The organism is Pseudomonas sp. MWU12-2029 (assembly GCF_023242425.1).
Taxonomy (GTDB): domain Bacteria; phylum Pseudomonadota; class Gammaproteobacteria; order Pseudomonadales; family Pseudomonadaceae; genus Aquipseudomonas; species Aquipseudomonas kribbensis.
Genome location: NZ_JALJDY010000003.1, coordinates 449,600 through 464,458, shown reverse-complemented (window position 1 = coordinate 464,458; position 14,859 = coordinate 449,600). Strand labels below are relative to the sequence as shown.

Genomic DNA, 14,859 nt, shown 5'->3' with positions numbered 1-14,859 from the left:
CATGCAAACCACTCTCAGCGAAAAGGCCCGACAACTGCCCCGCGCCGAAGAAGCCGAAAGCATCCTGCGCACCTGCGTGCACTGCGGTTTCTGCAACGCGACCTGCCCGACCTATCAGTTGCTCGGCGACGAACTCGACGGCCCACGGGGTCGCATCTACCTGATCAAACAGGTGCTGGAGGGCAACGAAGTCACCCGCAAGACCCAACTGCACCTGGATCGTTGCCTGTCCTGCCGCAATTGCGAAACCACCTGCCCGTCGGGGGTGGACTATCACAACCTGCTCGATATCGGCCGCGCCGTGGTGGATGCCGCTGTGCCGCGGCCCATCGGCCAACGCTTGTTGCGCGGAGGTTTGCGCGCAGTGGCGCCCGATGCTTCTTTGTTCAAGGGACTGCTCGGTACTGGCCGGATCTTCCGTGCGCTGCTGCCCGAGACTCTGCAAACCAAACTGCCGCGCAGTACTTCTGCAACCGAGCGCCGCCCGGTAACCCGGCATGCCCGCCAGGTGTTGATGCTTGAAGGCTGCGTGCAACCGGGTCTGTCGCCCAACACCAACACGGCGGCGGCACGGGTGCTGGATCGACTGGGGATCGGCATTACTCCGGCGCTGAATGCCGGCTGCTGCGGCGCCGTGGACTATCACCTCGACGCCCAGGCCAAAGGACTTGAGCGGGCCCGCAAGAATATCGACGCCTGGTGGCCGGCCATCGAGCAAGGCGCCGAAGCGATCGTGCAGACCGCCAGCGGCTGCGGTGCGTTCATCAAGGATTATGGGCACCTTCTCTGCACCGACCCGGCCTATGCCGAGAAGGCGAAAACCGTAAGTGCGCTGGCAAAGGATCTGGTGGAAGTGTTGCGTGAGGAACCGCTCGAATCCCTTGGTATTCATGGCGATCAACGTCTGGCTTTCCACTGCCCCTGCACCTTGCAACACGCACAGAAACTCGGCGGTGCGGTGGAGTCGGTGCTGACCCGGCTGGGCTTCAATCTCACGACTGTGCCGGACGCCCATCTGTGCTGTGGCTCGGCGGGCACTTATTCGATAACCCAACCGGCATTGGCCCGGCAACTGCGCGATCAAAAGCTCAATGCACTGGAAAGCGGTCATCCGGATGTCATCGCTACCGCCAATATCGGCTGCCAGACCCACCTCGACGGCGCGGGACGCACGCCGGTCAGGCACTGGATCGAGCTGGTAGATGCCGCGCTGCCCTTGGTGAGAGACGCGTAGGATTGCTGGCGGTGGTCAAACGATGGGCCAAAAAAAACCGCCTTTGCGGGGCGGTTTTTTCGGCAAGCCTCAGTTTGCGGCTGGGGTCTGCTGTCTCACGGACAACTCTGACGTGCGGGAATACTATTAATCTTTGGTTTTCGTTGCAACGTTATTTTGCGTGCGCTGAATGGCGTTATTCGAAAGATCCGTATTCCTGGCGAGCCTTGACCACATCAAACCATACTGACAGAAATAACGAATTACAAAACATACCAAAGCTTTCCCCCAGCATTCTCAAAATCCCGCCTCAGGACAGGTTAATATGCCGACGCTCACTCGCCAGTGCTTCCATGAGGTTTGGCTGGAACCATAACGGTTTCATGCCCTTCGACACGGTTTGCACCCGTGCCGGAATGATGGCTCGGAGGGATCACAACCGGCCGCCTCATGGGCAACTCTGACGAGCATGTCCAAAGGCACACATGATCCGGTAAGTGCGCTGGAGGATTGGCCCCCGACATGGAGGCCAAAACGTATGAAGCTTTTGCTGCGTACGCTGAGCCTCGTATGGAGATCGTTTCAAGCGTTTCGCTTTTACGAGTTCCTGCGAGACCACTTTGACAACCTGAAGTAAGGTTGTCGATGCGGGAAAAGCCCGTTTTGGCTTCGGCTGAAACGGGCTTTTTTTGTTCTTATAAACTGTCACTTGTAGGACTTTTTATAAAATTGATCCTGTTCTGCTGTAAGGCATTTCTCTGACATCTGTCATCCCGACATCCTCCTCACCGTCAGTTATGAGCTAATAGCGCCTTCATTAAACCGTCGCTGAAACGTTGTACTAGGATAGGATCCAATTTCCTGATTCGCTGTCGCCGGGCATGGAGCTGTTTTCCGGTGGTTCAGGAACACGAGTACCACACTGCAACTCATGGATGAACGACATGAACTCACAGCTGTTTCCTCACATTGGCAAGGTTATCGCCAGCACTGGCAGCCGACATTTCCCACGGATGCTGCACGACCTGATCCTGACCCAACTGGCCGTGGACGCCACGCATATCCGGCAGATGCGCGTGGAACCGGTCGGACGCACGCAACCGCGCGGCGAACCCGAATGCATCAAGGAAGCGCCACTGCCGGCTGAAACGGTGTATTCCGAACTGAGCACCCTGCCGAGTGCCAATGATTTGCCCGCTCCCGAGCCCTCGACGGTCACCGACGCCTCGCAATTGCACCTGACCCGGCGCAAGGACGGTTATCGCTATGTGATCTCGGTCTACCGTTGCGGCCCGGCAAAACGCTTCTCCGCTCACGAGCGCAGCTTGTTGCAGGACATTTCCCCAGTGCTGCTGCCGATGGTGGAAAAACACATCAACGCCCTGCAACCGGCAAACACTGACGCCCTGGGACAATCCCAGGAACAATCGGATTCCACCCTGCTGGGCCTGGAAACCCTGCGCCTGCGCTTTTGCGAACGAGTGGAGCAACTGGGGCTGAGCCTGTCGAACCGCGAAATGGAAGTGTGTGTCGGTCTGCTGGCCGGACGCACCGCGCCTGAACTGGCCGAACAGTTGCAACTGAAGGTCAATACCGTGGAAAGCTACCTCAAACGCGCAGCCATCAAACTGGGCATCAGCGGACGTCACTCGCTGATGCGCTGGATGTATTCGCCGAAGGACTGCCCGGCAGCCTGCGGCCCTTCGAACGCCGCCTGAAGGCTCACACACCTCTGACGAAACCGCCCTCCTGCAAAGGACGGCGGTTTTTTCGTGCCCGCTTCAATCCCGGGCCAGCGCCTCGATCGGATCGAGCCGCGACGCATTGCATGCCGGCACGAAGCCGAACACGATGCCGATCAGGGTCGAGCAGATCACGGCAGTCAGCACTGAAGTCAGCGAGAACACCATTTCCCATTCCTTGATGAACAGCGAGAACAGGTGGCCGATGGCATAACTCAACGAGATACCGATGGCGCCACCGAGCAGGCAGACCATCACCGCCTCCACCAGAAACTGCTGGCGGATGTCCGACTGCCGCGCCCCGACCGCCATGCGGATACCGATCTCACGGGTACGCTCGGTGACCGACACCAGCATGATGTTCATCACGCCGATACCGCCCACCACCAGCGAAATCACCGCAATCAGCGACAGCAGCAAGGCCAGTGAGCGACTGGTTTTCTGCACGGTCTGCATCACGCTGTCGAGGTTGTTGGTGAAGAAATCCTTGGTGCCGTGGCGCTGCAACATCAGTTTGTTGACGTTGTCTTCCACTACCTTGCTCGGCTGGCCGTCCTTGATCCGCACACTGATGCTGTCCAGATAGCGCTGGCCCAACAGCCGCCCGGCGGCGGTTTCATAAGGCACCCAGACGTTGAGCGACTTGCTCGACGAGAAGATGTTCTTGTTCTCCGCCGCCACACCGATCACGGTACACGGCAAATTGCCGATCAGGATCACCTGCCCCAGCGGATCGACGCCCTCGCCGAACAGCCGATGACGGGTGTTGTGATCGATCACCACCACCTGCGCCTGGCGCCGGGCATCGCTTTCACTGAACGGGATGCCTGACTCCATCTTGATTCCGCGCACCTGGAAATACAGATCGCTGACGCCGTTGACCTGCGCATCGAGGTCGATATTGCGATAGCGCAGCAACAGGTTGCGCCCGACCACCGGCGTAGCGCTGTCAACGTAGTAGAGCTGATTGAGAGCGGTCACATCCGCCGGCACCAGGGTTTCGATGGCCGCCGAGCGACTGTCGCCGAAACTGGTGCCGGAATAGATATCGATGGTGTTGCTGCCAATGGCCTGAATGTCTTTCAAGACATAGCGCTTGGCCCCTTCGCCGATGGCCGAAATCGACACCACCGAGGTGATACCGATAACGATCCCGAGCATGGTCAGCAAAGTGCGCATCCGATGGGAGATCAGTGCGACCCAGGCCATGTTGAACGCTTCCTTGAACAAGCCGAAGCTGGCCACCAGACGTCGTGCCGCACCGGATTTACGCGACACGGCGTCTTCGTTGGTCAGCGCCGTGGTGTCGCGCTCGTTGCGGCGGTCGCTGAGGATTTCGCCGTCGCTGACTTCGATGATGCGTTCGGCATTGGCCGCGACCTTGGGGTCGTGGGTCACCAGGATCACCGTGTGCCCGGCGGCGTGCAGCTCCAGCAGAATGCGCATCACCTCCTTGCCGCTGGTGGTGTCGAGGGCGCCGGTGGGCTCGTCGGCGAGGATCACTTCACCGCCGTTCATCAAGGCCCGGGCGATACTCACCCGCTGCTGCTGACCACCCGACAGCTGGCTGGGGCGGTGCGTCAGGTGCCCTTCCAGCCCCAGCCGTGCCAACAGCTCACGGGCCCGGGCGTGGCGCTGCGGCTCTGGCGTGCCGGCGTAGATCGCCGGCATTTCGACGTTGTGCATCGCGCTCAGATGCGGCAGCAAGTGATAGCGCTGGAAGATGAAGCCGAAATAGTCGCGGCGCAGTTCGGCCAGCGCCTGATTGTCCAGATCCCGGGTTTCCCGGCCGTTGATCTTGTAGCTGCCGGCCGTGGCGTAGTCGAGGCAGCCGAGGATGTTCATCAGGGTCGATTTGCCGGAGCCCGAAGCGCCGATGATCGCGACCATTTCCCCGGCATTGATCGTCAGGTCGATATTCTTCAGCGCCAGAAATTCACGGTCTCCAGCGGTGAAACTGCGGCTGATGCCGCTCAGTTGCAGCAGAGGTTCGGTCATGCTCATGCCCCTGCCACTTTCGCCACCGGATCACCGATCACCACCCGGTCGCCTTCGGCCAGACCGTCGTTGACCTGCACCTTGACGTTGTTGTTGATCCCGGTCTGCACATTGCGCGACTGCGCCTGCCCCTTGGCGTCCAGCACCCGCACCGGGAAGCTGCCGTCGTTGTTGCGCGGGCCCAGCGCCGCCACCGGAATCGTCAGCACCGACTTGGCGGTGTCGAGCACCACGCGTACCTGCGCCGTCATGGAAATACGCAGACGATGATCCGGGTTGGGCACCTCGAACAGTGCGTTGTAGAACACTGCCGTGTTCTGTTTCGGCGTGCCGGCGGGCGGGGTTTCCAGAAAGTTCTGCGGTGCGGGCTCAGTGCCGCGCAGCTTGCCGTAATAACGCTTGTCCTCACCCAGTATGGTGAAATACACCTCCTGCCCCGGCGCGATGTGAATGACGTCCGCCTCCGACACCTGAGCCTTGACGGTCATGGTGTCCAGGTCCGCCAGTTTCAACAGGATCGGCGCCAGTTGGTTGGCGATCACGGTCTGGCCTTCCTGGGTGACGATACCCACCACGTCGCCGTCGATGGGCGCGACGATCCGCGTGTAGGCCAGATTGACCTTGGCGGTGTCGATCTGGATGTGCGCGCTCTTGATCTGCGCATCCAGCGACAACAGGTTGGCCTGCTGCACCTCGTAGTTCGATTGCGCGGTTTCAAAATCCTGCCGCGAGATCGACGCGTCCTCTTGCAGGTTCTGATAGCGCTCGTAGATTGCCTTGGTCTGGCGCAATTGAGCCTGAGTCGCCCGACGCTGGGCTTGCAGGTTTTCCTCGTCGACCTGCGCCTGACGCAAGGTGTTCTGCAGCACCAGCGGGTCGATTTCCGCCAGCCACTGGCCCTTCTTGACCTTGTCGCCGACCTTGACCTTCAGCGACTTCAACTGCCCCGAGACCTGGGCACCGACGTCCACCTGCTTGATGCCTTCCAGCAATCCGGTGGCCAGCACCGCGTTTTCAATGTCACCGCGTTCAACCGTAGCGGTCAGGTACTGCGGTGCTTCGGCCGGTGCCTGCACCGTGTAGAACACCAACCCGGCCACCAGCGTCAACGCGATTCCCAGACCGACTTTGCGCAACTTCGACTGTTCCATAAATGACCACAATTCCGTTCAGGGTTGAGCCCGGCCAGCGGCCGGGTTCCAGGATAAAAACTTCAATCAGGACAACACTTGACCCGCCGCCACCGTCAGCCCGTCATGCCACCACGCCGCGAGACTGAAGACGTTGGGCGCCTTGAGGATCGTGAAGTGGTTGCCGGGGCCGTACCACACCGCCAGATCCCGGGCCTCGCGCTGCCAGCCTTCGAGCATCGCTGCCTGTTCGCGCTGGTTGCCCGAGGCGTCCAGTGTCGGGTCGTCCACCAGTGCCAGACGCACCGGTCCGGTATAGGCCAGCGCCGGCTGATAGACCGTGCGCAGCGCCGTGGCGAAGGTACGCACCGGGCCCTGCATCGCGTCAGCTGACGAGCGTTCGGACAGCACACCGGCATGCACCATGCCGTCATGCAGCAAGCGCATTTGCGCAGCGTCATCGGCTTCAGCAAACGCCAGTGCATCGATCCCCAGGGACTTGCCGCTGGACAGTTGCAGCGACTCGATCAGCCGCAACAACGCCGCCGTCGTGGTGTAAGGCTTGCCCACGACACTGTTGCCACCCGGCGATTCGCTGTCGATCAGGGTCAGGGACGCCACCTCGCGCCCAGCAGCCTGCAACTGCGCCGCCATGGCGTAGGCCACCCAGCCACCGAACGAATGCCCGATCAGGTGCACCGGTCCTTGCGGGTACAACTGCTCAAGTGCCCGCAGGTAGAACGTGGCCGCACTTTCGACCCGGCTGTGCGGCACGGTCGCGCCGTCGAGGCCACGGGGCTGCAAGCCGTAAATCGGCCACTCCGGCCCCAGCGCCTCGGTCAGGTGGATGAACCCGGTGACACTGTCGCCGGCCCCCGGTACACAGAAAATCGGCGCATGCCCGGCGTGACCGGTCTGGATCGTCAACAGCGGCTGATACGCCCGAGATTCAATCACTGCCGACGCCAGCACTGCCTGACCGAGCGCCTGACCAAGCACCTGCACATGTGGCGCCTGCATCATGCTCTGGTGATCGCCCGGCACGTCGATGCAGTGCAGGAGCGTGGCCGGCACTTCATCCGACCAGCCCAGAGTCGGGTGACGACGAGACAGCTCCGTCGGATGCTCCTGCGCCCGGAACAGATGCAACGGCAAGCCCAATGGATTGATCCGGTAATGCGCCAGCGCATGCCCGTGGGCGACCTCGCGGTCGAGGTAATGCCAAAGGTCTTGCGGCGCGGCGGCGGCCATCTCCGGATGCAGCAATTGCTCGTCCCGGCAACGCTGCAACAGCGACTGGAAGTCGATCTGCTCCAGTTCGGTCTGCAACAGCGCCAGATGCGCCAGTGCGGCTTGCCCCGCGTCACCAAGAGAGGCCCGGTACATCGTGCAGTGCTGCAACAACTGACGCTTGTGCGCATGTTCGTCGCTCCAGCGCGCCTTGCCCTGATCGGTCAGGCGCGGCACGAAACTGTCGATCAGGCCAACGAACGCCACCGTCTCATCCATGCCAAGCAACTGCATTGCCACTTCGTAGGCCAACACCCCGCCGAACGACCAGCCGGCCAGACGATAAGGCCCCTGTGGCTGCACCGAACGGATGATCTCCACCATGCGCGCCGCCAGGCATTCCATGGTGCGCAGCTGTGCCTGGCCGAACGGGATGCCCGGCAGGCCGTAGATCGGGAAATCGCCCTCGATGTGCAGGCCCAGCGCCGGGAAGTACGCGTCCATCCCGCTGAACTCATGCATCAGGAACAGCGGTGTGCCTGCACCACCGGCACGCACCACGACCAGCCCATCGTCCTGTTGCTCTGCGCCGGTGCGCTGGCTGAGCAACGTGCCGAGCGACTCGATGCTGGCGTGCTGGAACAGCTCGGCCAGCGTCACTTCCAGCCCGTTCTGTTGCATCAGGTTGACCAGACGAATCGCCAGCAACGAATGCCCGCCCAGTTCGAAGAAGTTGTCGTGACGACCGACCTGTTCGACCTGCAACACCTCGGCCCAAAACTGCGCCAACGTCTCTTCCAGCGGATTGGCCGGGGCCTCATAGGCACGACTGAGCAGCGCGTCCTGCGCCGGGATCGGCAAGGCTTTGCGGTCGACCTTGCCGTTGTTGTTCAGCGGCAAGGCGTCTAGTTGTACCCAGGCCGAGGGCACCATGTATTCCGGCAGACGCGACTGCAATTGGCTGCGCAGAGTAGAGCTATCAACACCCTCTTCAGCCGTGAAATACGCCACCAGACGCAGCGGTTCCTGGCCGTCCTGACGCGCCAGCACGATGGCCTCCTTCACGCCTTCACAGTTCAGCAAGCGGTTTTCGATTTCTCCCAGTTCGATTCGGAAGCCGCGGATCTTCACCTGATCGTCGTTGCGGCCGATGCACTCAAGTTGCCCCGGCGCCAACCAGCGTGCGAGGTCGCCGGTGCGGTACAGCAGCGCTCCTGGCTGATCGCCGAACGGGTCTTGCAGGAATTTCTCGGCGGTCAGATCCGGGCGGTTCAAGTAACCCAGCGCAACGCCTTGCCCACCGATGTACAACTCGCCGGTCACACCCATCGGCACCGGTTGCTGGCGGGCGTCGAGTACGTAGACCTGGGTGTTGGAAATTGGCCCGCCAATCGGCACGCTGTCGGCAGTTTCTGCTACTTCGCGCACTTCGAACGTCGTGGCGTAAGTCGTGGTTTCGGTCGGGCCGTAGCAGTGGACGATGCGCAGGTCCGGCGCCTCGGCCAGCAAGCGACGGAAGGCCGCTGGATCAGCGCGTTCGCCACCACACAGCACGATGCGCAAGCCTTTGAGGGCTTCGGGGATCAAATGCACGTACTGGTTGAACAGCGCGGTGGTGACAAACAGGATCGTGGCACCGGTGTTGGCCAGTTCACGTCCGAAGGCTTGCGGATCAAGCAAGGTCGCGTGATCGATGACTACCACTCGACCGCCATTGAGCAGCGGCCCCCAGACATCCATCGTGCTGGCGTCGAACGCCGGGTTGGAGGCGAACGCCACGCGATCCTGCGCATTGAAATCAGCGTAACCGTTGTTGATCACCAGTCGACCGATGGCCCGGTGCGGCACCATCACACCCTTCGGCGTGCCGGTGGAGCCGGAGGTGTACATGATGTACGCCAGCGATTCCGAGGACTGCGGCAGATCCGGGTTATGCGTCGGTTGCGCATCGAGCTTCAGCACATCCAGATCGATCCGGCGTACATCGTAATCAACCGTTTCAGTGCTGAAGGTCAGCAGCGCTTTCGCCCCGCAGTCCTCGACCATGAACGCCTGACGTTCAGCCGGCGCATTGATGTCCAGCGGCACATAAGCCGCCGCACATTTGCCGATGGCCAGTTGTGCGATCAACAGATCCAGCGAACGCGGCAACAGGATCGCCACATGGTAGCCCGGTTGCACGCCCTGTCCGATCAAGTAATGGGCCAGAAGATTGGCCCGTTGATTCAACTCTTCATAAGTCAACGCCGCGCGGCCATGCACCACCGCCACCGCTTGCGGTTGCTTTGTCACCTGCTGCTCGAACAGACGATGAACCGTCAACGTCGCCGGGTAGTCCCGTTGAGTCGCATTGAACTCGACCAGCAACTGCCGCCGCTCATCCCGCGGCAGGATCGACAACTGGTCGATGCCCAGTTGCGGCGTCCGCTCCAGCGCCTGCAACAGGCCCTCGACCGCGAGATCCATGTAGTCGCAAATCCGACCGGCGTCGATCCCGGCCATGGTCAACGCGGTCAGGCTGAAGTCTTCGCCCAGATCATCGACGCTCAGGCTCAGGCGGTAATTGCTGTGTTCTTCGGCATCGAGCAACTGCATGCCCTGCCATGCCGCCACGACTTCGTCGGACGGCGTGCCCCCGCCGCCACTGTGGCGGTAATTGAACAACGCATTGAACAGCGGCGACCCCGGGGCCATGGCGCTGCAACGTTGCACCAGCGCCAGCGGCGCGTGTTCGTGATGCAGCAATCGGTTCAGGCGCTGATGGGTCGCCAACGCGGCTTCTTTCACCGTTTGCCCGTCCAGATCGATGCGCAGCGGCAGCGTGTTGATGAACACGCCCAGCGCCCGTTCGGCACCTTCGCCCCCGTGCAATCGGCCGAGCATCACGGTGCCGAACACCACGTTTTCACCCCCCGACAGTTGCCCCAATACGCTGGCCCAGGCCAGGTGCATCAGGCTGGCGGCGCTGATGCCCAGACGCCTGGCCTTGGCCCTGACCCGCTGGCTCAGCGCGGTGTTCAGCAGCCGCTGCGCATGCCCGTTGCCGCTGTCCGCCACATTGCCCTGGCCATACGGCAGGGTCGGTTCGTCGATATCGCCGAGCATGTCGCGGAAGAACGTCTCATGCTCCTCCTCGCTCAGCCCCGATCGAGTGCGGGCGACATAAGTGCGATACGGCACCGGTTCGGCCAGCTGCCGCACCTGGCCGAGCAGGACCGACTGCATCTCGTGGCGCAGCACCTCCAGCGCAATGTGGTCCATGACCAGGTGATGGAACAGCAGCAGCGCCACCACACGCCGATTGACCGCGTCCCAGCTGTACACCACGCGCATCAGCGGCGCCTGAGTGACGGCCATGCGGTAGTGCCGGGTATCGAACCGGCTGCGCAACTGGCTCAATGCATCCGTTTCACTCTCGTCCAGCTCCACCGTTTCACACACCAGCGACGCCTGACGCCAGACCACTTGCACCGGTTCCTCCAGCCCGTCCCAGAACAGCGACGTACGCAGGATGTCATGACGCTCGATCACGGCCTGCAAGGCTTCGGCAAACACCCGCAGACGGGATTCATCGGCGAACGCGAATTGCGCCTGCAACACATACGGATCGCCCTGGGGTGCCGACAAGTGGTGGAACAGGATGCCGGCCTGCAACGGCGCCAGCGGGTAAATGTCCTGCACGTTCGCGGCGCCGCCGGGAATGCTGGCGACGATACGGTCGATGGCGAGCTGATCCAGTGCAACCAGTGGCAGCATGTCAGCGGTGATGTGTTTACAGTCCGGCGCAATCCGGTTGGCCGGGATTTCGGCCTCTGTCTCATCGCCGACCGCAGCGGCCAGAGCGGCGAGCGTCGGCTGGTTGAACAGCACACGCACATCAGCCGTCAGCCCGACGTGGCGCATCCGCGCCACCAGGTTGACCGCCATCAGCGAGTGCCCGCCCAGTTCGAAGAAGTTGTCGTGGCGCCCTACCCGCTCCACGTTGAGCAGTTCGGCCCAGAGTCCTGCGAGGAGAATTTCCACTTCGCCGACCGGTGCTTCGTATTCGCGGGCAATGACTGCACTCTGATCCGGCACCGGCAGGGCCTTACGGTCGAGTTTGCCGTTGGGGCTCAGCGGCAGTGCATCGAGATGCACGAACACTGCGGGCACCATGTAATCCGGCAGATGCTCAAGCAGGTGACCGCGCAGCACGTCGATTTCCAGTCGGGCGCCGGTGTAATAGGCGACCAGTCGCTTGTCTCCCGGCACGTCCTCGCGAGCCAGCACCGCCGCTTCCTGCACGCCGCCGATGTCGGTCAGGCGGGACTGGATTTCCCCGAGCTCGATGCGCAGACCGCGGATCTTCACCTGATCGTCGTTGCGGCCCAGGTATTCGATGTTGCCGTCGGCCAGGTAACGGGCGACGTCGCCGGTGCGGTACATGCGGCCATCGGGCTGGAATGGATCGTTGAGGAAACGCTCGGCGCTGAGTTCAGGACGATTCAGGTAACCGCGCGCCACTTGCACGCCGCCGATGTACAGCTCACCGACCACACCTTGCGGCACCGGTTGTTGCTGGGCATCGAGGATGTACATACGGGTGTTGGCGATCGGTTTGCCGATCGGTGTGTTGTCAGGCGTTTGCTCCAGCGGACCAGAGCAATCCCACGCCGTGACGTCCACGGCCGCTTCGGTCGGGCCGTAGAGGTTGTGCAAACCACTGCCCGGCAATTGCTGCTTGAATCGCCGCACCAGACTGCCCGGCAGCGCTTCACCGCTGCACATCACCTGACGCAAACCGCCGCAACGCGCAGTGTCGCCATGGGCGAGAAACACGTCGAGCATCGACGGTACGAAGTGCAGCGTGGTGATGCGTTCTTGCTCGATCACTTCACTCAGGTACAGCGGATCCTTGTGACCGCCGGGACGGGCCATGACCAACCGGGCGCCGGTCATCAGAGGCCAGAAGAATTCCCACACCGACACGTCGAAGCTGAACGGTGTTTTCTGTATCACTGAATCTTCAGCCGTCAGACGATAGGCGTCCTGCATCCACAGTAAGCGGTTGACCACCCCGCTGTGTTCATTGATTACGCCTTTCGGCTGACCGGTCGAACCCGAGGTGTAGATCACATAAGCCGTGTGCTGCGGGGTCAGTCCATCGACCGACGGGTTGTCGACCGACAACGATTGCCAGGTGTCGTGATCCAGATCGACCACCGGCACCGCAACATCACCCAGCAACGAGCGAGTCGAACCCTGCACCAGCACCGCCGACGGCGCGCTGTCCTCCAGCATGTAAGCCAGACGCTCCAACGGATACGCCGGATCCAGCGGCACATAACCGCCGCCGGCCTTCAGAATCGCCAGCAGTCCGATCACCATCTCCAGCCCCCGCTCGACGCAGATCGCCACTCGCGCATCCGGGCCAACGCCCAGTCCGCGCAAGTGATGCGCCAGACGGTTGGCCCGCTGATTCAGCTCGGAATAACTCAGTCGCTGCTCATCGGACAGCACCGCCACAGCCTGCGGCGTGCGCAAGACCTGCGCCTCGAACAGACCGTGAATGCTTTGCTGAAGGTTGTAATCAACGTCAGTGGCATTGAAGCGGTGCAGCAAATGCCGGCGCTCATCCTCCGCCAGCACATCGACCTGCTCCAGCAACGCCTGATCATTGCTGACCATGGCGTGCAGCAATTGCTGCAAGTAACCGGCATAACGCTGAACCGTCGATTCATCGAACAGCGCCGTAGCGTATTCCAGCGAACCCCGGATCACGCCTTGGGCTTCGCCCAACGTCAGCGACAGGTCGAACTTGGCAAAGTGGCTCGGCTCGGCCACGCCTTCCAGCGTCAGGTCACCGAGGGCCAGCGTCGCACCGCTGCCGCTGTCCCAGCTCAACAGCGTCTGGAACAACGGGCTGTGGGACAGGCTGCGCACCGGCCGGGTGATTTCCACCACCTGCTCGAACGGCAGGTCCTGATGGGCCTGGGCTTCGAGGGTGCGGGCCTTGACTCGGGCCAGCAACGCCTCGACGGTGAGCGCGCCCGAAGTATCGATGCGCACGGCCAGCGTGTTGACGAACAACCCGATCAACCCTTCGATTTCCGCTCGGTTACGGTTGGCGACCGGCGAGCCGATCACCACGTCCGACTGCCCGGACAAGCGACCGAGCAACATCGCCCATGCGCTCATCACCGCCATGTACGGCGTCACGCCGTGGCGTTGGCACAGCGCCTTGAGGTCTGCGCTCAAACGCTCATCCAGCCGGATGTCGACACTGCTGCCGGCATAATCCTGCAAGGCCTGGCGTGGACGGTCGGTCGGCAGCATCAGCAAGGCCGGCGCACCGGCCAGGGTCTGCTGCCAGTAATCGCTCTGACGCTGCAAGACTTCGCCGCTCAGCCAGCGACGCTGCCACACGGCGTAGTCGCTGTACTGCAACGCCAGCGGCGGCAGCGGATCGGCCGCGCCGTGGCTGAACGCCTGATACAGCGCCATCAGTTCGCGGGTCAGCACGCCCATCGACCAGCCATCGGAGACGATGTGGTGCAGGGTCAGCAGCAACACATGATGGTCATCGGCCAGTCGCACCAGACGCCCGCGAATCAGCGGATCGTCCTGCAAATCGAACGGCCCCGAGGCTTCGCCCTGAATCAGCGCGAGCAAGGCTTCGTCGGCCTGCGGGTGCTGACGCAAGTCCTCGACCCGCAGCAGCACAGCGCTGTCGGGCGGCGCGATCAGCACCTGGGCTTCGTCGTTGAACTGGGCAAAGCGGCTGCGCAGGGTTTCGTGACGCTCGACGATCCGCGCCAATGCCCGTTGCAGGGCCGCTTCGTCGAGACGACCGCGCAGGCGCAGCCCGAGGGGAATGTTGTAGGCGGTATTCGCCCCTTCCAGTTGCGCCATGAACCACAACCGTTGCTGGGCAAACGACAACGGCAGCGTGCCGTCACGTGGCGCCGGCATGATCGCCGGTTGCGTGCAGCGTCCGGCCTGGGCCAGCACCTCGGCGACAGCGGCGAGCTCGGCGTTGGCAAACAGTTCGGCGAGGGTCAGTTCCACCCCGAGCCGCTGGCGAACCTGAGACAGCATGCGCATCGCCAGCAGCGAGTGGCCGCCCAGTTCAAAGAAATGATCCTGCCGTCCGACCTGCTCGACCTGCAGCACCTCGGCCCAGATCTGCGCCAGGGTGGTTTCCAGTTCACCTTGCGGCGCCTGATAGTCGCGGGTGAACAAGGCGCTGCGATCCGGCACCGGCAAGGCCTTGCGATCGACCTTGCCGTTGGCGGTCAGCGGCAGCGCATCGAGTCTGACGAAGGCCGCCGGCACCATGTATTCCGGCAGTTGACCGAGCAAATGCGCCCTCAGGTCGGACACCGCCAGCGCTTCGCCCTGCGCCTGTTCAGTGAAATACGCCACCAGTCGCACCTGCCCGGGTTCGTCTTCGCGGGCCACCAGTACGGCTTCCTGGATGCCGGGCAACTGATTGAGGCGAGTTTCGATTTCCCCCAGCTCGACGCGCACACCACGGATTTTCACTTGATCGTCGTTGCGCCCCAGG

At 62.3% G+C, this 14,859-nt stretch carries 5 protein-coding genes (1 of these 5 running past the window's edge); 2 read left to right on the top strand and 3 right to left on the bottom strand.

The features are described from left to right. Position 1: 1 nt before the first annotated feature. The gene (gene glcF, locus M5B44_RS09780; protein ID WP_248739003.1) at positions 2 to 1,234 is read left to right on the top strand and encodes a glycolate oxidase subunit GlcF; all 1,233 of its coding nucleotides are present in this window, start codon (positions 2 to 4) and stop codon (positions 1,232 to 1,234) included. 923 nt (positions 1,235 to 2,157) lie between these two features. Further along, a complete protein-coding gene (locus tag M5B44_RS09775; RefSeq protein ID WP_248739002.1) occupies positions 2,158 to 2,931 on the top strand; it encodes a helix-turn-helix transcriptional regulator in 774 nt (257 codons plus the stop codon). 63 nt (positions 2,932 to 2,994) lie between these two features. Here M5B44_RS09775 and M5B44_RS09770 read toward each other — a convergent pair whose 3' ends face one another. The 3 genes from M5B44_RS09770 to M5B44_RS09760 form a co-directional block, all read right to left on the bottom strand. Next, the gene (locus M5B44_RS09770) at positions 2,995 to 4,953 is read right to left on the bottom strand and encodes a MacB family efflux pump subunit (protein WP_248739001.1); all 1,959 of its coding nucleotides are present in this window, start codon (positions 4,951 to 4,953) and stop codon (positions 2,995 to 2,997) included. 2 nt (positions 4,954 to 4,955) lie between these two features. Continuing rightward, the gene (macA, locus tag M5B44_RS09765) at positions 4,956 to 6,104 is read right to left on the bottom strand and encodes a macrolide transporter subunit MacA (protein ID WP_119426608.1); all 1,149 of its coding nucleotides are present in this window, start codon (positions 6,102 to 6,104) and stop codon (positions 4,956 to 4,958) included. Positions 6,105 to 6,170: 66 nt separating this feature from the next. Next, positions 6,171 to 14,859, bottom strand: partial view of a non-ribosomal peptide synthetase gene (locus M5B44_RS09760; RefSeq protein WP_248739000.1) — the 3' portion only. The gene runs 5,960 nt beyond the window's last position; only the last 8,689 of its 14,649 coding nucleotides appear in the window; the start codon falls outside the window, past its right edge — the gene reads right to left on this strand; its stop codon occupies positions 6,171 to 6,173.